Annotated in this window: 22 protein-coding genes; 10 read left to right on the top strand and 12 right to left on the bottom strand. The window is 59.3% G+C overall.

Translation table 11 applies throughout. The annotated features are described in order from the left end of the window. Window position 1: 1 nt before the first annotated feature. The gene (locus CFB10_RS15515; protein WP_020011678.1) at window positions 2–847 is read right to left on the bottom strand and encodes an endonuclease/exonuclease/phosphatase family protein; all 846 of its coding nucleotides are present in this window, start codon (window positions 845–847) and stop codon (window positions 2–4) included. A 49-nt stretch (window positions 848–896) separates the two neighbouring features. Next, window positions 897–2,357, bottom strand: coding sequence for a phosphatidylserine/phosphatidylglycerophosphate/cardiolipin synthase family protein (locus CFB10_RS15510; RefSeq protein WP_020011679.1), 1,461 nt, complete (start codon window positions 2,355–2,357; stop codon window positions 897–899). A 224-nt stretch (window positions 2,358–2,581) separates the two neighbouring features. Between CFB10_RS15510 and pdxY the strand changes: the two genes are divergently transcribed. Further along, the gene (pdxY, locus tag CFB10_RS15505; RefSeq protein ID WP_020011680.1) at window positions 2,582–3,457 is read left to right on the top strand and encodes a pyridoxal kinase PdxY; all 876 of its coding nucleotides are present in this window, start codon (window positions 2,582–2,584) and stop codon (window positions 3,455–3,457) included. 175 nt (window positions 3,458–3,632) lie between these two features. Beyond that, window positions 3,633–4,274: a carbonic anhydrase gene (locus CFB10_RS15500; protein WP_020011681.1), complete on the top strand. Its 642-nt coding sequence runs from the start codon at window positions 3,633–3,635 to the stop codon at window positions 4,272–4,274. A gap of 188 nt (window positions 4,275–4,462) precedes the next feature. Here the strand turns inward: CFB10_RS15500 and CFB10_RS15495 are convergent, their stop codons facing one another. The 3 genes from CFB10_RS15495 to CFB10_RS24055 form a co-directional block, all read right to left on the bottom strand. After that, complete coding sequence (locus CFB10_RS15495; protein WP_003504041.1) at window positions 4,463–5,278, bottom strand: lytic transglycosylase domain-containing protein; 816 nt, start codon at window positions 5,276–5,278, stop codon at window positions 4,463–4,465. A gap of 221 nt (window positions 5,279–5,499) precedes the next feature. Further along, window positions 5,500–6,534, bottom strand: coding sequence for an aspartate-semialdehyde dehydrogenase (locus CFB10_RS15490; protein ID WP_020011683.1), 1,035 nt, complete (start codon window positions 6,532–6,534; stop codon window positions 5,500–5,502). A gap of 110 nt (window positions 6,535–6,644) precedes the next feature. Continuing rightward, window positions 6,645–6,875, bottom strand: a complete 231-nt coding sequence (locus CFB10_RS24055; protein WP_020011684.1) for a hypothetical protein — start codon at window positions 6,873–6,875, stop codon at window positions 6,645–6,647. A gap of 167 nt (window positions 6,876–7,042) precedes the next feature. Between CFB10_RS24055 and CFB10_RS15480 the strand changes: the two genes are divergently transcribed. From CFB10_RS15480 to CFB10_RS15470, 3 genes are all read left to right on the top strand, one after another. After that, window positions 7,043–8,926, top strand: a complete 1,884-nt coding sequence (locus CFB10_RS15480; protein WP_020011685.1) for an MFS transporter — start codon at window positions 7,043–7,045, stop codon at window positions 8,924–8,926. Between the two features lie 197 nt (window positions 8,927–9,123). Continuing rightward, window positions 9,124–10,695, top strand: coding sequence for a Re/Si-specific NAD(P)(+) transhydrogenase subunit alpha (locus CFB10_RS15475; protein WP_020011686.1), 1,572 nt, complete (start codon window positions 9,124–9,126; stop codon window positions 10,693–10,695). Window positions 10,696–10,714: 19 nt separating this feature from the next. Then, window positions 10,715–12,160, top strand: coding sequence for an NAD(P)(+) transhydrogenase (Re/Si-specific) subunit beta (locus tag CFB10_RS15470; RefSeq protein ID WP_020011687.1), 1,446 nt, complete (start codon window positions 10,715–10,717; stop codon window positions 12,158–12,160). Window positions 12,161–12,308: 148 nt separating this feature from the next. On the opposite strand, the gene rutF is transcribed toward CFB10_RS15470, so the two are convergent. From rutF to CFB10_RS15435, 7 genes are all read right to left on the bottom strand, one after another. Then, window positions 12,309–12,833 (bottom strand): NADH-dependent FMN reductase RutF, encoded by a 525-nt coding sequence (gene rutF / locus CFB10_RS15465; protein WP_026363926.1) that lies wholly within the window; start codon window positions 12,831–12,833, stop codon window positions 12,309–12,311. 26 nt (window positions 12,834–12,859) lie between these two features. Next, a complete protein-coding gene (locus CFB10_RS15460; protein ID WP_020011689.1) occupies window positions 12,860–13,450 on the bottom strand; it encodes a malonic semialdehyde reductase in 591 nt (196 codons plus the stop codon). A gap of 17 nt (window positions 13,451–13,467) precedes the next feature. Continuing rightward, window positions 13,468–14,259, bottom strand: a complete 792-nt coding sequence (rutD, locus tag CFB10_RS15455; RefSeq protein ID WP_020011690.1) for a pyrimidine utilization protein D — start codon at window positions 14,257–14,259, stop codon at window positions 13,468–13,470. Window positions 14,260–14,273: 14 nt separating this feature from the next. Further along, window positions 14,274–14,660 (bottom strand): pyrimidine utilization protein C, encoded by a 387-nt coding sequence (gene rutC, locus CFB10_RS15450; RefSeq protein ID WP_003492069.1) that lies wholly within the window; start codon window positions 14,658–14,660, stop codon window positions 14,274–14,276. Window positions 14,661–14,687: 27 nt separating this feature from the next. Continuing rightward, window positions 14,688–15,428, bottom strand: coding sequence for a pyrimidine utilization protein B (gene rutB, locus CFB10_RS15445; protein ID WP_003514094.1), 741 nt, complete (start codon window positions 15,426–15,428; stop codon window positions 14,688–14,690). After that, window positions 15,425–16,516, bottom strand: a complete 1,092-nt coding sequence (rutA, locus tag CFB10_RS15440) for a pyrimidine utilization protein A (protein ID WP_020011691.1) — start codon at window positions 16,514–16,516, stop codon at window positions 15,425–15,427. The genes rutB and rutA overlap by 4 nt, the downstream gene beginning before the upstream one ends. 405 nt (window positions 16,517–16,921) lie before the next feature. After that, window positions 16,922–17,533: a biliverdin-producing heme oxygenase gene (locus CFB10_RS15435; RefSeq protein ID WP_020011692.1), complete on the bottom strand. Its 612-nt coding sequence runs from the start codon at window positions 17,531–17,533 to the stop codon at window positions 16,922–16,924. Between the two features lie 306 nt (window positions 17,534–17,839). Between CFB10_RS15435 and CFB10_RS15430 the strand changes: the two genes are divergently transcribed. The 5 genes from CFB10_RS15430 (at window position 17,840) to CFB10_RS15410 (ending at window position 22,611) form a co-directional block, all read left to right on the top strand. Next, the gene (locus tag CFB10_RS15430; RefSeq protein ID WP_020011693.1) at window positions 17,840–18,724 is read left to right on the top strand and encodes a dihydrodipicolinate synthase family protein; all 885 of its coding nucleotides are present in this window, start codon (window positions 17,840–17,842) and stop codon (window positions 18,722–18,724) included. A 21-nt stretch (window positions 18,725–18,745) separates the two neighbouring features. After that, window positions 18,746–19,402, top strand: coding sequence for a GntR family transcriptional regulator (locus tag CFB10_RS15425; RefSeq protein WP_020011694.1), 657 nt, complete (start codon window positions 18,746–18,748; stop codon window positions 19,400–19,402). Between the two features lie 103 nt (window positions 19,403–19,505). Continuing rightward, window positions 19,506–20,837, top strand: a complete 1,332-nt coding sequence (locus CFB10_RS15420; protein WP_020011695.1) for an ABC transporter substrate-binding protein — start codon at window positions 19,506–19,508, stop codon at window positions 20,835–20,837. Beyond that, a complete protein-coding gene (locus tag CFB10_RS15415) occupies window positions 20,837–21,775 on the top strand; it encodes a carbohydrate ABC transporter permease (protein WP_020011696.1) in 939 nt (312 codons plus the stop codon). The genes CFB10_RS15420 and CFB10_RS15415 overlap by 1 nt, the downstream gene beginning before the upstream one ends. Before the next feature lie 14 nt (window positions 21,776–21,789). Then, complete coding sequence (locus CFB10_RS15410) at window positions 21,790–22,611, top strand: carbohydrate ABC transporter permease (protein ID WP_026363927.1); 822 nt, start codon at window positions 21,790–21,792, stop codon at window positions 22,609–22,611. Window positions 22,612–22,634: the final 23 nt, after the last annotated feature.

Below are 22,634 nucleotides of genomic sequence, written 5' to 3'. Positions count from 1 at the left end.
ATCAGATCGGAAGAAGATCGGTCCGGACCGCAGCCTTCAGCGGCAGATGGTCCGAGGCGATACGCGCCAGCGCGCTGTCATGCGCCTCCACCTGCTCGATCAGCCCTTTTCGATTGGCGATGATCCTGTCGAGCGCCAGCACCGGCAGGTTGGACGGAAAACTCGGCACCGCCGGCGGCAGGGCGCCGAAAGCATCCCGGAACGTATTGAGCGACGAACCATTGCCGAGACGCCATTCATTCAGGTCTCCCATGAGAATGGTCGCGCATTCGTTGCGCGCTTCCAGAAGGCCGATCAGCGCTTTCGCCTGCTGGGCGCGCGAATGCCTGAGAAGCCCGAAATGGGCGGCGATGACCCGCAGCGTGCTGCCGCTCTTCAGATCCAGTTCAACGACAAGCGCACCGCGCGGCTCCAGCCCCGGCAATTTCAGCGTATGCACATCCCTGACGGCGCCTTCCTTGAAAAGGACGACATTGCCGTGCCAGCCATGCGCCTTCACACCGGCCTGCACCGGCACTGGGATGAGGCCGCTTTCCCGCTCCAGCCGGGCGAGATCAAGCAGGCCGGTGCGCTCGCCGAAACGGCTATCCGCCTCCTGAAGCGCGATGATGTCAGCGCCGATTTCCTGAATGACGCGGCTGGTGCGATCGGGATCGAACTTGCGGTCACGACCGACGCATTTATGCACATTGTAGGAGGCGATGACCGGAAAGGAATGGTCTTTCGTCGCCGGCGCCGCATTCTGCCGCTGACGACGGTCGCGCAGCGACTGCATGACGAAGGCGGACAGGCTGGTGTTTTTCGTCAAAGCCGTTTTTTCATCCTCCAGCAAACCGTTCTTTTTCACGCGTTTATGCCTCCGGTCTCGCGCAGCGCCCCGTCGGACGCACCGCATTCTAAAGATAAGGCGAAGCGAGCCACAGGACACGCTCCACAAAACGGACAACGAATGGCCGCGCATTCAGTTCGCTGAGCCGCACGGGCAAGGCGGTTGCACGTGCATCCCGGATGCGCTCCCCGATCGTTGCTGCGAATTCCTCATCCATAACTTCGAGATCGATCTCAAAGTTCAACCGCAAAGAACGCGGATCGAGATTGGAAGAACCGATGTAGCTCCAGCGCCCGTCGATCACCAGAAGCTTGGAGTGATTGAAAGCCCCCGTCGCCCGCCAGATGCGGCAATAATTCTTCAGCATCTGGTCGAATTGCGCCGTCATCGCCCTGTCCACAAGCACCAGATTGTTGCTTTTCGGCACGATGATATCCACCACGACCCCCCGCCTCGCAGCGGTAATGAGCGCCGAAATAAGCTCCCGATCAGGGAGAAAATAGGGCGACATGATGAGAATGGAGGAACGGGCGACGGAAAATGCCCCCATCAGCATCTTGTGACTGGTCTCGATGCTCCTGTCCGGCCCCGAGGAGCAGACGCGGGCGACGATCTGCGAGCCCGGCACGCCATCGGGAATGGCGATATCCCAGACCGGCGCATCCAGAAGCTCCTTTGTCGTGAAGCGCCAGTCCTCCGCCGCAATGGAGAAAAAGTCCGATACCACCGGCCCGGTGATCTTGAAATGCGTGTCGTGCGACTGACTTTCCCCACCGAACTCAAGGGTAAACCCCTCGCGGATATTCATGCCGCCGCTAAATGCAATGCGCCCGTCCACCACGAGGATCTTGCGGTGGGTGCGCAGATTGGCATAGGGCAGCCGCAGCCCCATGATGACATTGCCGTTGAAGACATCGCAGACGATACCCTTTTCCCTGAGCGTCGGCAGGATGCTCGGCACGGAATAACGGGCGCCCACCGCATCCACCAGCACACGCACCTCCACGCCGCGAATCTTCGCCCTTTCGAGCGCGGCGACAAAACGGGCGCCGATCCGGTCATTGTCGAAAATATATGTTTCGAGAATGATCGACCGCTTCGCCTCCCCGATCGCCTCCAGCATGGCGGCATAGGCCGCATCTCCGGTCAAAAGCGGCTCGATACCGTTGCCGGTCGTCAGCGCATGGCGCGTTACCCGGTCGCCCAGCGTCTTCATCGCCTCGAAACGCCGTCCGAAGCGCGCGGCGATCGTGTCGCCGCCGGCATCCAGACGCGCCACGCGATCCATGATCTCGTCCTGCATGAAGGACCGCTTCTGCGTGATGTTGGACCGGCGAATGCGGTTGATGCCGGCAATCGCATAGATGACCGCGCCGACGATGGGAGAGAGAACGATGACGCCGACCCAACCGAGCGCGGAGCGCACCTCCTCCTTCGTCATCGTGGCATGCACGGCCGCCACGGTTCCCATCAAAATCGAGAGAACGGCAAGGATATGCGGCCAATAGGCAATGACGAGATCGAGCATGTTGCAACTATAGAGTACTTCGGCAATCCCGCAATGACAGGCAGGTAACGCTGGCAGAGACAAAGAACCCGACCGCGCCATGCTTTTGCGGGACAGACCCTTGCGGGATTAACGGTGGAAACCGGCCTTGCGATATGTCATGAGAGCGCATCTTGATCTTTGGCAGTGGCAGGGCGAGGTGCACTTGCGGGCTTTCTGCCTCGTTTGAAAGCAAGAAGGCCGTGATGCAGGAAAATACACAGGGCGCTGTCATCGTCATTTCCAGCCACGTCATGCGTGGCTCCGTCGGCAACCGCGCGGCGGTCTTTGCGCTGGAGACGCTGGGTTATCCGGTATGGGCGGTGCCCACCATCGTCATGCCCTGGCATCCCGGCCACGGCCCTTCCACCCGCATGCGCTTTCAGGACGACGATTTCGACAAGGCCATGACCGACCTCGAAAACGCCAAATGGATCGGCGAGGTCAAGGCTGTCCTGACCGGTTATTTCGGCAGCGCGGCGCAGGTGCGCTCCGTCGCAAGGCTGATCCGCAATCTCAAGGAAAAGAACCCGTCGCTGATTTATGCCTGTGACCCGGTCATGGGCGATCTTGGCGGGCTTTACATTCCCCTTGAGACCGCCGAAGCCATCCGTGATCACCTCATTCCGCTTGCCACCGTCGCCACGCCAAACCGTTATGAACTGGCCTGGATGAGCGGCGCCGAGCTTGAGACCAACAATGCCATCATGGATGCCGCGCTCGCACTCGGCCCGCCGAAAATGCTGGTCACCTCAGCCGTGCCGATGATGACGGGCGGCACCGGCAACCTCTATCTCAGCGGCCGCCACGCACTGCTTGCCGAACATCGCGCCATCGAAAATGCGCCGAACGGTCTCGGCGACCTGATGTCGGCGCTGTTCCTCGCCCGCCTGCTGGAGGGCCTGGATGATGAAAAGGCGCTGCAGCTGGCAACCGCCAGCGTCTTCGAAATTCTGGCGCGCACCAAAAAACGCGACATGAACGAACTGACGCTGGAGACGGACTCTTCAAGTCTCTCCACACCCATGGCCATGGTGCAGATGCGTCATCTCTTGCATCCTTCGCGCAGCAAGCGCAAATAGCGGCTAGAGCATTTCCAGGAAAGTAATCCCCGGGCTCCCGGCTGGAAATGCGGCAAACAAGGAGCTGGAGCGGTTTCGCGGTTCGAAGAAAAGCGAAAATGCTCAAAAAGGATTGGTCTTCAACGCACCGAGTTCTTCTCTTGATCTTGGTCCAAGCACAACGGTACTGCGATAGATGAAAGATTTTCCGGAAAACCTTCTCAACGGCTACAAGAACTTCATGAGCGGCCGCTATGTCGATGAACGCGAAAGATATCGCGTTCTGGCCGAGACCGGACAGAAACCGCAGACCCTGTTCATTGCCTGTTGTGACTCCCGTTCGGCGCCGGAAACCATTTTCGACTGCGGACCGGGAGAGCTTTTCGTCGTCCGCAACGTCGCCAACATGGTGCCGCCCTTCGAGCCGGACGGGCAATACCACGCCACCTCGGCGGCCATCGAATATGCCGTACAGGTTCTGAAGGTGAAGGACATCGTGGTCATGGGCCATGGCCGCTGCGGCGGCATTCAGGCAGCGCTCGACCCCAATCTTGAGCCGCTGTCGCCGGGCGACTTCATCGGCAAATGGATGAACATGGTCAAATCAGCGGCCGAGCAGATCCAGAGCAACGACGTCATGACCGCCTCCGAACGTCAGACCGCGCTGGAGCGCGTTTCCATCCGCAACTCCATCGCCAATCTGCGCGGCTTCCCCTTCGTCAAGGCGCAGGAAACCGCCGGCAAGGTCAAGCTGCACGGCGCATGGTTCGATATTTCGACCGGCGAATTGTGGGTGATGGACGGCAAAACGGGCGACTTTCGCCGCCCGGACCTGTGATTGAAACGGGTGGTTCTACGGGCGCCGTTTGGCCTGCTCAGGTAACTCCCGTCATCTTCGGGCTTGTCTCGAGGATCTAACCACCCAACAGAAAATCGAAGCGTCGCAGATCCTCGGGACAAGCCCGAGGATGACGTCGAGAATGCGGATAAGGCCTTGCGATCACAAAGCCTGCCAAACCAACGACCTTATTGGCCGTCGATCGCCTTGCCGATGAACGCAATGGCCTGCTGGTAGACGCTTGCAGCGTTCCAGCCCTGAATGGCGGCATAGTTCGCCTGACCCTGCTGATAGCCCGCACCACGCTGCCAGCCATGGCCGACGAGGAAGTTCGCGGTGGAAGCCAGCGCATCGGCGCGCGAGCCGACGAGATCGATACGGCCGTCGCGGTCGAAATCCACGCCATAGCGCACGACGTTCAGCGGCAGGAACTGCGTCTGGCCGATTTCACCATGGGCAGCGCCCTTGGCGTTGACGTTCAGCGAGCCGCTGCCAACGAGCTTCAGCGCCGCATAAAGCTGCTCGGTGAAATAATCCGAACGACGGCAGTCGAAGGAAAGCGTCGCAACGGCGGAAAGCGTATGCTGGTTGCCCATGAAGCCGCCAAAACCGGTTTCCATGCCCCAGATGGCGAGCAGCGGACCAGCCGGCACGCCATAAGCGCGTTCGATGGACGCAAACAGAGCTGCATTGTTCTTCTTCATGGTCTTGCCGCGTGAAATGATCGTCTGACCACCGCGCTTCTGCATGAACTGTTCGAAGGACAGCTTGAAGCTGTGCTGACCGCGATCGGCGCGGATCGTCGCCTGGTTGTAGGAGACGCCGGAGAAGGCACGGTCAAGCACCGAGGCGCTGACGCCGCGGCCCGCTGCTTCCTGCTTGAAGGCGCCGACCCAGGCATCAAAGCCCGCCGAGGTGTTGCTGCATTGCGCAGCCATAACCGGCGTCGCTGCCAGAACCGAAACCATGGCCACACCAGCCAGAATTACCTTCATTGCCCGCATCAAAATCTGCCTTCGATATCCTTTGGGGAATTTTTCCCGAGAACCAAACCGTCAATACTGTATGATTCAGGTGCCAAAACTGTCTTTTGGCGGCCTAAATTGCCTTTCGACAGCAAGGCCTGCAAATAAACTGGCCGTGATCTCGCCAATTATAAAACCCGCCTGCCCCACACAGAACAGACGGGTTATACTTAACGAACCTTAAAAAATCGTATCGTAGATCAGGCAGCCGCCTTGCGGGGCTTGATGAGACCACGATTGACCAGGAGTTCGGCGATCTGGATGGCATTGAGGGCAGCGCCCTTGCGCAGATTGTCCGAAACAACCCAGATGTTGAGGCCGTTTTCAACCGTCGCATCTTCGCGGATACGCGAGATGTAGGTTGCGTCTTCACCGGCGGATTCGACCGGCGTGATGTAGCCGCCGTTTTCGCGCTTGTCGATGACGAGGCAACCCGGCGCTTCGCGCAGGATATCACGCGCCTGATCGGCGGTGATCTCGTTCTCAAACTCGATGTTGACCGATTCCGAATGGCCGATGAAGACAGGAACGCGCACAGCCGTGCAGGTTACCTTGATCTTCGGATCGAGCATCTTCTTGGTTTCGGCCAGAACCTTCCACTCTTCCTTGGTGTAGCCGTCTTCCATGAAGACGTCGATGTGCGGAATGACGTTGAAGGCGATGCGCTTGGTGAACTTCTTGGTTTCGACCGGGTCGGCGACGAAGACGGCGCGGGTCTGCTGGAACAGCTCGTCCATGCCTTCCTTGCCAGCGCCGGAAACCGACTGGTAGGTGGAGACGACGACGCGCTTGATCTTGGCGAAGTCATGCAGCGGCTTCAGCGCGACGACGAGCTGCGCCGTGGAGCAATTCGGGTTGGCAATGATGTTCTTCTTGGTGAAGCCCGCGACCGCATCGGCGTTGACTTCCGGAACGATCAACGGAACGTCCTGATCGTAGCGCCATGCGGACGAGTTATCGATGACGACGCAGCCCTGCTGGCCGATCTTCGGCGACCACTTCTTGGACACATCGCCGCCGGCCGACATCAGGCAAATATCGGTGTCGGAAAAATCGTAGTTTTCGAGGTTCGAGACCTTCAGCGTGCGGTCGCCATAGGATACTTCCGTGCCCTGCGAACGGGCGGAAGCAAGCGGCACGACTTCATCGGCGGGAAAACCGCGTTCGGCCAGGATATTGAGCATTTCGCGACCGACGTTGCCGGTGGCGCCTGCAATTGCAACTTTGAAACCCATGATCAAGCTCTCTTTCTGTCTCTCCTCTTTTTGGTGAGGTGGGAACCCGCATTAGATCGCGGCTTCCACGATCCCCGGCCAAACCGGGGAGAGAGCGGTGGCCAGAGACGTCAGACGGTTTTAATCGTCGTTTTGGCCGTAATTCGGATAGAATAAGAAAGGCGCGGATCATCGCCGGCGGATCGTGCCGGTCCTTCCATGACGAACATGTCTGCAACATGCATGCGCAAGGTGATGCTCCTTCTTCGCGAGAAGCTATTAGAAGGTTTCTTGTTTGTGTCAAGAAAAAAGGCGCGTTTCAGACCATCCGGTGCGGGCAGGCCAAAACCGCGCTGCGACATTTTTGCACATTATACATTAGACTAAAGTCATAATCCGAAAGCATCGCTCTTATTGGGGTTAATTTTCTGTCACTCTGACATCACGCGCATTGCAGCCGCAAGGTTTGCCCGGAGGAGAGAGATGGGCTCCGCAATGCGCCGATTGGGACATCTGTGGAGGACAGACAATGGCAAATGTTGCAGCCGTAAGCGGCGCAGCCCGTCCGATGACGGGTGAAGAGAAGAAGGTGATTTTCGCCTCTTCTCTCGGAACAGTCTTCGAATGGTACGATTTTTATCTATACGGTTCGCTCGCGATCTATATCGGCGCGAACTTCTTCAGCCAATATCCGGAAACAACGCGCAACATCTTCGCGCTTCTGGCATTTGCCGCGGGCTTCCTCGTGCGCCCCTTCGGCGCGCTGGTGTTCGGCCGTCTGGGCGACATTGTCGGCCGTAAATATACCTTCCTGATCACAATTCTCATCATGGGCGTTTCGACCTTCCTCGTCGGCGTCCTGCCCGGCGCATCCCAGATCGGCATCGCCGCTCCGATCATCCTAATCGTCCTGCGCATGCTTCAGGGTCTGGCGCTCGGCGGCGAATATGGCGGTGCCGCAACCTATGTGGCGGAACACGCCCCCAATGGCCGCAGGGGTTATTACACCTCTTGGATCCAGACGACGGCGACGCTCGGCCTGTTCCTGTCGCTGGTCGTCATCCTCGGCGTGCAGTTCGCACTCGGCAAGGAAGCCTTCGCCGCCTGGGGCTGGCGTATTCCCTTCCTCGTTTCCGTTCTGCTGCTCGGCGTATCCGTCTGGATCCGTCTGAAAATGAATGAATCCCCCGCCTTCAAGAAGATGAAGGAAGAGGGCAAGACCTCCAAGGCGCCGCTCAGCGAAGCCTTCGGCCAGTGGAAAAACGCCAAGATCGCCCTGCTTGCCCTCGTCGGCGCCGTCATCGGTCAGGCCGTCGTCTGGTACACCGGACAGTTCTACGCGCTGTTCTTCCTGCAGAGCATTCTGAAGGTGGATGGCCAGTCAGCCAACATCATGGTCGCGGCAGCGCTCATCCTCGGCACCAGCTTCTTCGTGATCTTCGGCTGGCTTTCCGACAAGATCGGCCGCAAGCCGATCATCATGGCTGGTCTCGTTCTCGCCATGCTGACCTATTTCCCGCTGTTCAAGGCGCTCACCTGGGCGGGTAACCCGGCACTTGCGCAAGCGCAGGCCAGCGTTCGCGCCACCGTGACCGCGGCTCCGGGCGACTGCAAGTTCCAGTTCAACCCGACAGGTACGGCGAAATTCACCACATCCTGTGATATCGCCACCTCGTTCCTGACGCGCAACTCCGTTCCCTATGACGTCGTCGCGGGAACAGCCGGCCAGCCGGCGAGCGTCAAGATCGGCGACGCCACCATCGCCAGCTACGACGCCATCGCAGCCGGTGCCGATGCCGCCGCCAAGGACAAGGCATTCCAGAAGCAGGTCAACATCGCGTTGCACGACGGCGGCTACCCGCTGGTGCGCGGCGCGGCACAGGTGCCGGATGCGAAACTGGACGCCTTCATTGCCGCCAACCCGGAACTCAACCTCAATGCCGACGCGGTTCGCGCCGCCGACAAGAAGATGGTTGCGACCGACAAGCTGGTGGCGGACAAGCTGCTGACACCGGCGGAAACCGCCGGAGCAGCCGAGATGGCCGTCTACACAATTGCCGGCGGTGGCACCTTCGCCATGGTCGCCGATCCGGCCGCCGTGAACTGGATCGTCATCATCGCGGTTCTGACCGTCCTCGTGATCTACGTGACGATGGTCTACGGCCCGATCGCGGCGCTCTTGGTCGAACTGTTCCCGACCCGCATCCGCTACTCCGGCATGTCGCTGCCCTATCACATCGGCAACGGCTGGTTCGGCGGCCTCCTGCCCGCCACCGCCTTTGCGATGAGCGCGGCGAAGGGCGACATCTATTACGGCCTCTGGTATCCGATCATTTTCGCAGGCATCACGCTGGTCGTCGGCCTGCTGTTCCTGCCGGAAACCAAGGATCGCGACATCCACACTATGGAGTGAGCAACGGTCCTGACGGACATTTTCGGAACCCGGCGCGCAGGCGCCGGGTTCTTTTATTGCGCCGCGAGCCGCAATATCGAACGAACTGTCGCAGGGGGCTGTCATTCCGTCGCAGGCAAGACAAAATCAATATGGAGACAAAGCCCCCCTGAATAGGTTATGACCCCCCTGTATTTTCAGGCAGAGGGAGAGCCATTTTGAAGATCGGGACGCCTAAGGAATTATATGAGGGCGAAGCGCGCGTCGGTATGACGCCCGACAGCGCCCAGGCATTGCAGAAACTCGGATATGATTGCATCGTCGAGACAGGTGCGGGCAAGGCGGCGGGATTTTCCGACGACGCCTATCGCGCAGCGGGTGTCACGGTCGTCGACAGCGCCGATGCGCTTTACGCCGGCGCTGATATCATCGCCAAGGTTCGTCCGCCGGAAACGTCGGAGATTGATCGCCTGTCTTCGGACAAGACGCTGATCTCGTTCTTCTACCCCGCACAGAACAAGGACCTTCTGGAGCAGGCGAAGGAAAAGGGCGCAAACGTCATCGCCATGGACATGGTGCCGCGTATTTCCCGCGCCCAGAAGATGGATGCCCTGTCCTCCATGGCCAACATCGCCGGCTACCGCGCCGTCATCGAGGCGGGCAATAATTTCGGCCGCTTCTTCACCGGTCAGGTCACCGCCGCCGGCAAGGTGCCGCCCGCCAAGGTTCTGGTCATCGGCGCAGGTGTTGCCGGTCTTGCCGCCATCGGCACGGCCACCTCGCTCGGCGCCATCACCTACGCCTTCGACGTTCGCCCCGAAGTGGCCGAGCAGATCGAATCCATGGGCGCTGAATTCGTCTATCTCGATTTCGCCGAACAGCAGGATGGCGCCGCCACCGGCGGTTATGCCGCCCCCTCCTCGCCGGAATTCCGCGAGAAGCAGCTCGAAAAATTCCGCGAGCTTGCGCCGCAGATCGATATCGTCATCACCACGGCGCTGATCCCGGGCCGCGACGCCCCGAAACTGTGGCTGGCGGACATGGTGGCGATGATGAAGCCGGGTTCTGTTATCATCGACCTCGCGGCAGAACGCGGCGGCAATTGCGACCTGACGGTTCCCGACCAGCGCGTCGTCTCCGACAATGGCGTCATCGTCATCGGCTATACGGATTTTCCGAGCCGCATGGCGACGCAGGCCTCGACGCTCTATTCCACCAACATCCGCCACATGATGACCGACCTGACGCCCGCAAAGGACGGCAAGCCGGTTCACAACATGGAAGACGACGTCATCCGTGGCGCGACCGTCACCTATCAGGGCGAGATCACTTTCCCGCCGCCGCCACCGAAGATCCCGGCCATTGCCGCGCAGAAACCCAAGGAAAGAGCAAAAGAGCTTACGCCTGAGGAAAAGCACGCCAAGGAACGGGCCGAGTTCAAGGCGCAAACGAAAAGTCAGGTCGGCCTGCTCGTCATCGGCACGGCGGTTCTGCTTCTCGTCGGCCTTTATGCCCCCGCAAGCTTCATGAGCCATTTCATCGTCTTCGTGCTCGCCTGCTTTATCGGCTTCTCTGTCATCTGGAATGTCAGCCACTCGCTGCACACGCCGCTGATGGCGGTGACGAACGCGATTTCCGGCATCGTCATTATCGGCGCGCTGCTGCAGATCGGCTCCGGCAACTGGCTGGTGGTGATCCTCGCCTCGCTTTCCGTCCTGATCGCGACGATCAACATCGTCGGCGGTTTCCTCGTGACACGGCGCATGCTCGCCATGTTCCAGAAGTCCTGAGCCGTGTAGGGGACACATAATGACCATTGGTATCGTTTCCGCGGCCTATGTTGCCGCAGCCGTTCTTTTCATCCTTTCTCTCGGCGGACTTTCCGGACAGGAAAGCGCCAAACGCGCCGTCTGGTACGGCATCGTGGGCATGGGTCTCGCCATTGTCGCCACCGTCTTCGGCCCTGAGATCAGCAAGGGCGTCGGGCAGTGGCTCGTCGTGCTTCTGATGCTGGCGGGCGGTTCCGTTCTCGGCTACTTCGTTGCAAGCCGCGTGCAGATGACCGAGATGCCGCAGCTTGTTGCAGCCCTCCATTCTTTCGTCGGTCTTGCCGCCGTCTTCATCGGCTTCAACGCCCATATCGAGGAAGCGCATGTCGCCTCGCTCGATGAGACGGCGCGTTCGCTGCTGACAGGCTTTTCCGCCATCCTCGCCCACAAGACGCCGGTGGAACTGGCGATCATGAAGGTCGAGGTCTTCCTTGGCGTCTTCATCGGCGCGGTCACCTTCACCGGTTCCGTCGTCGCCTTCGGCAAGCTTGCCGGCAAGGTGGACGGCAAGGCGAAGAAGCTGCCGGGCGGGCACCTGCTGAATGCCGGCGCTGCGATCCTGTCGCTCGTGCTGCTCATCATGTATTGCAACGGCGCCGGCGCCTGGACGCTGGTGCTGATGACGCTTGCCGCCTTCTTCATCGGCTATCACCTGATCATGGGCATCGGCGGCGCCGACATGCCGGTGGTCGTCTCGATGCTGAACAGCTATTCCGGCTGGGCGGCAGCGGCAATCGGCTTCACACTCGGCAACGATCTGCTGATCGTCACCGGCGCGCTGGTCGGCTCCTCGGGTGCGATCCTGTCCTACATCATGTGCAAGGCCATGAACCGCTCCTTCGTCTCGGTCATCCTCGGCGGCTTCGGCGGCACCACGGGTCCGGCGATGGAAATCGATGGCGAACAGGTGGCCATCGATGCCGAAGGCGTTGCGTCGGCGCTGAACGATGCCGACAGCGTCATTATCGTTCCCGGCTACGGCATGGCGGTGGCGCAGGCGCAAAGTGCAGTCTCCGAACTGACCCGCAAGCTGCGCGCCGACGGCAAGGCAGTGCGTTTCGCCATCCACCCGGTGGCAGGCCGCCTTCCCGGCCACATGAACGTGCTGCTAGCCGAAGCAAAGGTGCCTTACGACATCGTGCTGGAAATGGACGAGATCAACGACGATTTCCCCAATACCGACGTCGTCATCGTCATCGGCTCCAACGACATCGTCAACCCTGCGGCCCAGGACGATCCCAACTCGCCCATCGCCGGCATGCCGGTTCTGGAAGTGTGGAAGTCCAAGCTCGTCATCGTCTCCAAGCGCGGCCAGGGCACGGGTTACTCCGGCATCGAGAACCCGCTGTTCTACAAGGACAATACGCGCATGTTCTACGGTGACGCCAAGAAGTCGATCAACGACCTTCTGCCGCTGATCAAATAAGAGAAAGGGCGTTTCCGGTCTCCGGGAGCGCCCTTCTTACTGACGTGAAAAGAAAGCTCCGCCGTCATCCTCGGGCTTGTCCCGAGGATGACGGCGCGCCAATAGCTGATCGTGAGTTAAGGGTATCAACCGGCCCCAGAGACCGCTCTCAAAGCACCCGGTAACGCCGGTTGAAATAGAGCAGCGCTTCTTCACCCTCATTGATCTTCATATCGACGACATCGCAGATCAGAATATCGTGCGTGCCGCCATCATGGGCCTCGCGGATGCGGCAATCGAAGGAAACCAGCGCATCTTCCAGAACCGGCGCGCCGGTTTCAAGCACACCCCAGCTGCCGGCAGCAAAGCGTTCATCGGCGGGTGTCTTGCCACCGAAAAGCGTGCTCAGCACCTCGTGATGCGCGGCAAGCGTGTTAACGCAGATGACGCCGTTGCTCTTCACCACCTTATAGGCGGAGGCATTGCGGTTGAGGCAGACGAGAAGCGTGGGCGGATTGTCGGAAACGCTGCAAACGGCCGTCGCTGCAAAACCCGCACGCCCAGCCACACCGTCCGTGGTGACGATGTTGACCGCCGCGCCGAGCCGCGCCATGGCGTTTCTGTATTCGAGGCTGCGCTGCTCTGCAGTCTTCGTCTCCATTTCCGCTTCCTTTTCAAGAGACATCATCCGCATCTAACCCATCCTTCCTTAACAGGCCATCAAGCCAGGACACAGGCGTCTTCAAAGCCGAGACGCGGCAGGCGGCCGAACAGTTTCGACGGATCGCCATATCCGAGATTGATCAGGAAGTTGGACTTCCATGTCGTGCCTGCGAAAAACGCCGCATCCACCTTGGCCTTGTCAAAACCGGACATCGCCCCGGTATCCAACCCCAAGGCGCGGGCCGCGAGAATGAGATAACCCGCCTGCAGGGTGCCATTGCGGAACGCCGTCTCCTCGGCGACAGCAGGGCTGGAGGTGAACCATGAGCGCGCATCCGCATGGGGAAACAGCTCCGGCAGCTTCTCGTAAAATTTGCTGTCGATGGCAGCGATGACCGTAACGGGGGCGGCCATGGTCTTTTCAAGATTGCCCGAAGAAAGCGCGGGCTTCAGTTTTTCCTTGGCTTCCGGGCTGCGCACGAACACGAAACGCGCCGGCGAGCAATTGGCCGATGTCGGCCCCATCTTCGTCAGGTCATAGAGCGCATGCAGCATCTCATCACTGACCGGCTTGTCCGTCCAGCCATTATGGGTGCGTGCCTCGGTGAAGAGGGTTGCGAGTGCCTTGTCGTCCAGTGCTGTCGTCATCGTCCTAAAAAATCCCCTCAGAATGTTTGTGTTGCCGGCAGCAGAAACTGCAAAAGCCGCGCGTTGAAAAGGTCAGGTTCGGTGATATTGACCGCATGTGCCCCGAAATCGAGAAGGCAAAGCTCACTTTGCGGCAAACCCTCCGCAAGACGCAGCGAGCGGGTATAAGGCACCAGAAGATCGTCCTTGGTTGCCACCACCAGCACCGGGCTGTCGATCTCGCCAAGGCGGGCGTCGACATCAAAGGCCCTGAGCGCCGCGATGCGCCGAAGCACATTCGCCTTGCCCTGAAAATGCGCAACGCCATGCGCATCGTCGCGCGCCAGCCGTTCCTGATGATCCGACATCCAGGCCGCCGGATACAGGAATAGCGGCTGGGCTTTCACGAAAGCCTCGACGCCGGATTTCTCCAGAAGCTCGATCCGCACGTCAAAACAACGTCCGGAATGCGGATCGGCCTTGCTCCAGGCATTGATGAGAACGAGCCTGTCGATAAGGCCGGGCCTGCGCAGCGCGATATCGAGGCCGATCAGACCGCCAAGCGCATGGCCCATGAAATGAACCTTTTCGAGCTTCAGCGCCGAGACAATCTCCAGCACATCATCCGCCATCGCCGATATGCCGCCCTCTGCCGGCACCTCGCCGCCGGTCCTGCCGGTTCCGCGATGGTCGTAGGTGACGATCCGGAAATGATCGGCAAGGGCTTCGATCTGTGGCGCCCAATAGGCGCCCGATCCGCCCAGCCCCGATGACAGCAGGATTGTGGGCGCCTCGGGATCTGCCCGGCCATGAACCTCGAAATGCATCATCGTGCCGCTTCGCCCTATTTGCCGATATGGGCGACAGTGGCGATTTCCACCAGTGCATCGGGCTTTACGAGGCCGCACTGAATGCAATAACGCGCCGGCTTGTCGCCGGGGAAATATTCGGCATAGACCGTATTGACGGCCTGGTAATTCGCCCAGTCGGTGATGAAGATGTGGTTCATCGTCACGTCCTCCATCGTGCCGCCAGCGGTTTCGATGACGGACTTGATGGTTTCCAGAACATGGCGCGTCTGCGCGCTGGCATCGCCCACATGCACGACATTATTGTCCTTGTCGAAGGGCAGCGTGCCAGAAACATAGACCACGCCATCGGCAAGGGTTCCCGGCGAAAAGGGAGCGATGGGTTTGCTGGTACCGGCGGGCACGACGATTTTCTTCGGCATTTCATTCTCCTCTTTGTGTTTTGGGGATCAATCCCTGACGGGTGCGGCCTGCGAGATGACGCCGCAGAAATCATTGACGGTGGCGACCCAGCCGAAAAACTTCTCGACATTGTAGACCGTCGCCTGCTGGATATAGTCCGGACCGAGATGATGCGTGGCATCTTCCAGCATCACCCCGAAATATTCGAGATGGAAAGCATCGCGCAACGAGCTTTCGACGCAGACATTGGTGGCGATGCCGACGAAGACCAGATTGCGGATGCCGCGGGCGCGCAGAACGCTGTCCATATTGGTGTTGAAGAAACCGCTGTAGCGGGTTTTCGGCACCAGAATGTCGCCGGGCTGCGGCTGCAGCTCGTCGACAATGGCATAATCCCACGTTCCCTTGGCCAGCAACTGGCCCTGAAGTTCCGGCCTTTTGCGCATTGTCTTCAGCGCATTGGACTTGTGCCAGTTGGGCGAACCCGGCCCGCCCGCCTCGACATAATCCTTGTCCCAGCCATTCTGGAAATAGATGACCTGGACACCCGCCGCCCGCGCCGCATCCAGCGTCTTCTTGATGTTGGCGATGGTGCCCTTGGCCCCGGAAATGTCGAACCCGGCAAGGTCGACATAACCGCCCTCGGTCGAATAGGCGTTCTGCATGTCGACCACGACAACGGCGGTCTCGCTGGGTTTCAGGGTAATCGGCTCCGGCCGGGCAGGAAGCGTCACGCTTTCCGAACGGCTTTCCGGCCCCTTGTAACCCGCCACGACGGCTTCACTCATTCCGCAGCCTCCAGTTCGGCCTGAACATGCGCCCGGCTCTTCATCAGCGGCTGCACATATTTGCCGAATTTTTCGACGCCTTCGAGGAAGTCGTCAAAGGTCAGCATCACGCCGCCCGTTCCCGGCACTTCGCTCATCTCGTCCAGCATGGCCGCCACTTCCTCATAGGAGCCAATCAGCGTTCCCATGTTGATATTGACCGCCGAGACGGGATTGGACATGTGCCGGACATTGGTATCGGAGCCGGATTTGGTGTCGACAGAACTTTGCAGGCCGAGCCACTTGATCGCCTCCTCATCCGCACCGGCCTTGTAGTGCTCCCACTTCGCCCAGGCATCCTCGGATTTTTCCTCGGCAAGGATCATGGTCAGCACCACGGATTTAACGTCGCGGCCGGTCTTTTCGGTTGCCGCCAGAAGTCGCTCATTGGTGGGCGCAAAAGCCTTGGGCGTATTGACGCCGACACCGAAGCAGAAGCTGTAATCGGCGAACTTGGCCGAAAACGCCATGCCGGAATTGGAGGAACCGGCGCAGATGAGCTTCACATCACCCTGCGGCACCGGCTTCATCCGGCAATCATCCATCTGGAAGAACTTGCCCTTGTGGTCCGATTGCCCGTCCGTCAGCAGTTCCTTTAGCACCGTGGTGTATTCGCCGAGATATTCATAACGGTCGCCGAAATAATCGTCGCCCGGCCAAAGCCCCATCTGGCTGTATTCAGGACGCTGCCAGCCGGTAATAAGGTTGATGCCGAAACGCCCGCCGGAAATGGAGTCGATCGTCGTCGCCATGCGCGCGACGATGGCCGGCGGCATGACCAGCGTGGCGGCGGTGCCGAACAGCTTGATCTTGGAGGTGACGGCGGCGAGGCCCGCCATCAGCGTGAAGGATTCCAGATTATAGTCCCAGAACTCGGTCTTGCCGCCGAAGCCGCGCAGCTTGATCATCGACAGCGCAAAGTCGAAACCATATTGCTCCGCCTTCAGCGTGATCGCCTTGTTCAGGTCGAAGCTCGGTTTGTATTGCGGCGCGTTTTCGGAAAGAAGCCACCCATTGTTCCCGATCGGGATAAAAACACCAACTTCCATTTTGCTGTTCCCTTTTTAGCGTCAGGTGTCTCCTGACTTGACAAAAGAGTAGCAGGTTCTGTGCCAGACCAAATAAAATAATTTTATCAAATGGATAAAATTTCGGGAGCGCTTCGAGCCTTGACCAAAAGATAAAAAATTTATCATTTGGTCAAAATATTTGCCTGTTTATTCGGCATAAATGGAATGCGAGAGGGGTAAGAGGGGAGGCTTTCGCAATGGGCCTGAAGTGCGGCAAGGGGCGCTTCACACTCTTCGTCATCCTCGGGCTTGTCCCGAGGATCTATCCACGTTCAGTAAAATCAAACGGTTGCAAATCCTCGGGACAAGCCCGAGGATGACGGCATTGGGCTTTAGAAATTTCGATCAATCGTGGATAGCTCTTAAAAGAGCTATGTCAAAAACTCAACCCAGCCGCTGCTGCGCATAGGCATGAACCGCCCGAAAGGCAGCTTCGGCGCCGGCGACAACCCGCTCTTCCTCTTCGACCGTCAGCGAAACTTCATCGAGCGCGGCAGTGAAAGTGCGCCAGTGCAGGCCGCGCCCTTCCGGAGCACCGGCCAGATGGCGCGCGCCGAATTCTTCGCCAAGACCGAGCTTCGCCGCATCTTTCAGGAGGAAAGCCGCGCCTAGATTGGATCCTTCGACCACGTAAAGCCAGCCCATGGCCTCCGGCAGATCGAATGGCGTTTCGCCGGTAAAGCGCGGCGCTGTGGTTTCGGGAATAGCGTGACCGAGATCGGCAAGGTCCTGCTCGATCATGGAGAGACGACGGCGACCCTTGAGATCGGGTAGCAGGCTATCGAGCGTTGCGTTGGAGAAGAAAGCATCGAGGTCGCGATGGAAAAGATATTGCGTTTCCACGAATTTGCCGAAGTTCTCCCGGCTCTCGAACGGCTTGGCCGCCATGATGAAGGCATCGAGTTCGCCATGCGCACCACGCGTTGCCGCTCTCAGGCGCTTTACGCGGCTCTGCTCGATCTCTTCCACAGGCGCTGACGGCTCCACAATGCTCATGATATTTCCCTTTATCCCACAATCAGATCGCCTGATAAAAATCTTTACTCAAACAGTCAAATTTATTTTTGCATTTATTCACCCACCTTGCCAAGAGGATAGGCCGAGAGCGTGGCGGAAAAGCCGCGTCGGCACGGACCAGTATAACCATCCTGTCACTTTCCCTTCGCAAAACCGCTCTCCAGCCAGAGTTCACAACAAACTCCCTTCATTTTCACCCGGCGAATAATCGTGTTGCAATTAGCTCTTTACAACTAACATGTCAGTATGCCATCAATCTGCAGCCATCTTGGAGGAGCATCTTAATTGACCCAGAAATTCGGCCTTTCGGCAGCCCTGACGACCCCTTTCAAAACTGACGGAACCGTCGATATCCAAGCCATGATCGCCCATGCCCGCCGTTGCCTTGCAAATGGCTGCGACAGCGTCACACTCTTTGGCACCACCGGCGAGGGATGCTCCGTCGGCAGCCGCGAACGGCAGGTCATTCTCTCCCGCTTCATCGAGGCAGGCATTGCACCCTCCCGTCTCGTCACGGGCGTTCTCGTGGATTCCATCGAGGACGCGGCCGAACAATCCGCCGAGGCGTTGAGCGCAGGCGCCCGCAACATTCTTCTCGCCCCGCCCTCCTATTTCAAGAACGTCAGCGATGACGGCCTGTTTGCCTGGTTCTCGGCGGTTTTCGAAAAGATCGGCAAGGGCGCACGCGACATTCTCGTCTACAACATCCCTTCCGTGACCATGGTGACACTGTCGGTGGAACTGGTGGGTCGTCTCAAGAAGGCCTTCCCGGGCATCGTCACCGGTGTGAAGGATTCCTCCGGCAATTGGGCACATACCGAGCGTTTGCTGAAAGAGCACGGCGACCTCGCCATCCTGATTGGCGATGAGCGCGATCTCGCCAAGGGCGTTCGCCTCGGCGGTCAGGGCGCGATATCAGGCGTCGCCAATTTCCTGACGCAGGAAGTGCGCGCCATGGCCGTTGACGGCAAGGACGACCCACGCATCGTCGATCTTGTTGTGGAACTTCTGAAATTCCCGGTTACACCAGCCGTCAAGGTGCTGGTATCACACACGACAGGGGAAAATATCTGGTCTGACGTGCGCGCGCCGCTCGTTGCCATTTCACCGGAGGACCGGCGGCAGATCGAAGGTGCATTTGATGCGCTGTTTCGCAAACAGGCCGCCTGAACAGACCTTGAAGGGTTGAGCATGGACGATACCGGCGAACAGACATTGCGGGAACGGGCGTATGAAAGCTTTACGCATCACCTTCTCTCGCGCGACGTTCGCCCGGGGCAATTCATCTCGCAACGCCGCCTCGTGGAATTGACGGGTCTGCCGCTAGGGGCGATCCGGGAAGCAATTCCACGGCTGGAGGCGGAAGGTCTGATCAAGACCGTGCCGCAGCGCGGGTTGCAGGTCGCCCATATCGACATCAACCTCATCCGCGAAGCGTTCCAGTTCCGTATCTTTCTCGAGAAGGAGGCCGTGGCGCTCTTTACCCGTTCGGCCTCCGACGAGACCATCGCGAAGCTCCTTAAACAGCATCGCGATATCGCCGAAGCGGCTGAAAAGGGCGGTGAATCGCCGGAGCTTGACCAGCACGCACAGCAGGTGGACTGGGGCATGCACGACGCCTTCATCGATAGTCTCGGCAATTCGATCATCTCGAATGCTTACCGGGTCAATTCCATCAAGATGCGCCTCATCAATCAGGAGCGCTTCCGCATTGCCGGCCATGTGAAATCGGTGATGAAGGAACATCTCGCCATTCTCGAAGCCATCGAGAAACGGTCTGTCGAAGACGCCGTGGAGCGGCTGACCGCCCATATCCGCAACGCAAGGGACAGGGCGCTGGCGGTATAGGGCAATTCCGGCAGGAACACAGAGGGTCCTGCGCCGGAATTGCATGAAAATAAGCAACAAGCCGGGGTGAGGAGAATTTCCGGCTAACTGGAGGAGAACAGACATGACGCATTCATTGCTCAACCCCACGCGCCGCGCCTTTCTGGCAGGCACGGCAGCGATCGGCGGCAGCGCGATGCTTGGCATTCGCCCGGCATCGGCGGCGGTGAACTGGAAGAAACACGCCGGCACCACCCTTGAGGTCAATCTCGTCAAAAGCCCGCGCAGCGAAACGCTCATCAAATATCTCGGCGAATTCGAGGAACTGACCGGCATCAAGGTCAATGCCGAAGCAACGCCTGAGCAGCAGCAGCGCCAGAAGGTCGTAATCGAGCTTTCCTCCGGCAAGCCGAGCTTCGATGTGGTGCATCTGAGCTACCACGTTCAGAAGCGCCAGTTCGAAAAAGGCAAGTGGCTTGCCGATATCAGCGGCTTCCTGAAGGACCCGTCGCTCACCGATCCGTCGCTGGTCGAGAAGGATTTCGCCGAGGCCGGCATGCTGTTTGCCAAGGATAGCGACGGCGTGCTGCGCTCGCTGCCCTTCTCGGTGGATTACTGGATCGTCTACTGGAACAAGGAACTCTTTGAAGCCAAGGGCCTGAAATACCCTGAGACCTTCGAGGAACTGGTGACCGCGGCGGAAAAGATCACCGATCCTTCCACTAACACCTATGGTTTCGTCGCCCGCGGCCTGAAGAACGCCAATACCCCGGTCTGGACCTCGCTGATGCTGGGTTACGGCGCAAAGCCGATCGGTGCGGATGGAAAGATCGATACCGAATCCAAGGAAGCGGTGGAAGCGGCAGCGCTCTATCAACGCCTGATGACCAAAGCCGCCCCTCCCGGCGTCTCCGGCTTCAACTGGGCGGAAGCGCAGTCTGCCTTCCTGCAGGGCAAGATCGGCATGTGGTTTGACGGCGTCGGTTTTGCACCGCCGATCGAGAACCCGGAAAAGTCCCGCGTGGTCGGCAAGGTCGGTTACGGCGTCATGCCGAAGGGCCCGGCAACCCAGGCCGCCGGCACCTTCGGCGATGGTCTCGGCGTTCTCGAAGCCAGCAGCAAGAAGGAAGCCGCCTATCTCTTCTGCCAATGGGCGATCTCGCATGAAATGGGCGCGCGCCTGTTGCAGGCCGGTGCGGGCGTTCCGTTCCGCCAGTCCATCCTTGAAGACCAGAAGGTGCGCGAAGGCGTGAAGATGCCGGCCGCCTGGCTGGATGCGGTCGTCGGTTCCGGCAAGGTCTCGCAGCTTGCCCTGCCCGTCATCATTCCGGTCACGGAATTCCGCGACATCTATGGCGTCGGCCTCACCAACATGATCGGCGGCGCAGACCCGGCAGCCGAACTCAAGAAGGCGACGGAACAGTTCGCACCCGTTCTGGCGCGTAGCGAGGGATAATGGCCTCCGTGAGCATCGAAAACACCAAAACAGGCGTCAGTCGCAAGGAAGGGAGCAGGCCGGCAAGGCTTGCCCCCAACTACTGGCCCTTCGTCATACCGGCACTTGTCGTCATCTCGGCGGTGATCGTTTTTCCATGGGTCTTTACACTATGGATGAGCGCGCATCGCTGGACGCTCGGACAGGAGCAGAGCTTTATCGGTTTCGAGAACTACATCCGGCTCGCAAGTGACGGACGCTTCTGGGAATCGCTTTGGCACACGCTCATCTATACCGTGCTGTCGGTCGTCGCCCCGCTGTTCCTCGGAACATTGGCGGCGCTGGTTTTCGATGCGCAGTTTCCGCTGCGCGGTTTTCTGCGCGGCGTCTTCGTGATGCCGATGATGGCGACCCCGGTCGCCATCGCCCTCGTCTGGACCATGATGTTCCACCCGCAGCTTGGCGTCCTGAACTATCTGCTCTCCTTCATCGGCATCGGCCCGCTGGAATGGATTTACAACCAGTCCACCGTCATCCCCTCGCTGGTGCTGGTGGAAACCTGGCAATGGACGCCGCTGGTCATGCTGATCGTGCTCGGTGGTCTCGCTGCCGTGCCGCGCGAACCTTATGAGAGCGCCGAAATCGACGGCGCCAACGCCTGGCAGAAGTTCCGCTACCTCACCATGCCGATGATTGCGCCATTTCTGATGATCGCCGTCATCATCCGCTCCATCGATGCCGTCAAGAGCTTCGACATCATCTATGCGATGACTCAAGGCGGGCCCGGCACGGCGTCTGAAACCATCAACATCTATCTCTACAACACGGCATTCGCCTATTACGACATCGGTTACGGCTCGGCCATGGCCGTCGTCTTCTTCATCATCATCGTGGCGCTCTCCTTCGTGCTTCTGATGGTGCGCCAGCGCTCGCAATGGAACGAGATGGAGGATCGCTGATGTCTGCAAAAATCCTGAAACGCAAGACGCTTGATCGCATCGGCCTGTTCTTCGTGGCGCTGGTGATGATCTCGCCGGTCATCCTGTTCTTCATGTGGATGATCTCGCTGTCGCTGAAATATGAAATCGACAACGGCGCCTACCCGCCAATACTCATTCCCGAACGTTTCGCCTGGTCGAATTATGTGAAGGTGTTCGAGGAGAATAATTTCTTCCTCTATTTCTGGAATTCGGTCCTCGTCACCGGTGCGGCCACCATTCTGGCGCTTGTCATCGGCGTGCCCGCCGGCTACGGCATCGCAAGGCTGAAGGCGGAAAAATCCGCCGTCGTCATCATGATCGCCCGCATGACGCCTGGCCTTTCCTTCCTCATTCCGCTGTTCCTGCTGTTCCAATGGCTGAACCTGCTCGGCACACTCTGGCCGCAGATCATCATCCATCTTGTCGTGACGGTGCCTATCGTCGTCTGGATCATGATCGGTTATTTCGAAACCACACCGAAGGAGCTGGAAGAAGCCGCAAGCATCGACGGCGCATCCTCCTGGCAGGTGTTCAGGCTGGTGGCGCTGCCGATTGCCAAGCCCGGCATCGTCGTTTCCTTCATCCTCGCGGTCATCTTCTCATGGAACAACTTCGTGTTCGGCATCGTGCTGGCCAGCCGTGAAACGCGCACCCTGCCGGTCGCGGTCTACAACATGCTCTCCTTTGAACAGGTGAGCTGGGGACCGCTTGCCGCAGCCGCGTTGATTGTGACGCTGCCGGTGCTGCTGCTCACCATGTTCGCACAGAAACAGATCGTGGCGGGCCTGACCGCCGGCGCCGTCAAGGGCGGCTGAACCAACAATTTAAATACGGGAAC

The sequence above is a fragment of the Agrobacterium sp. 719_389 genome (genome assembly GCF_900188475.1).
GTDB classification, from domain to species: Bacteria; Pseudomonadota; Alphaproteobacteria; order Rhizobiales; family Rhizobiaceae; genus Agrobacterium; species Agrobacterium radiobacter.
This window is presented reverse-complemented; position numbering and strand designations above follow the sequence as displayed.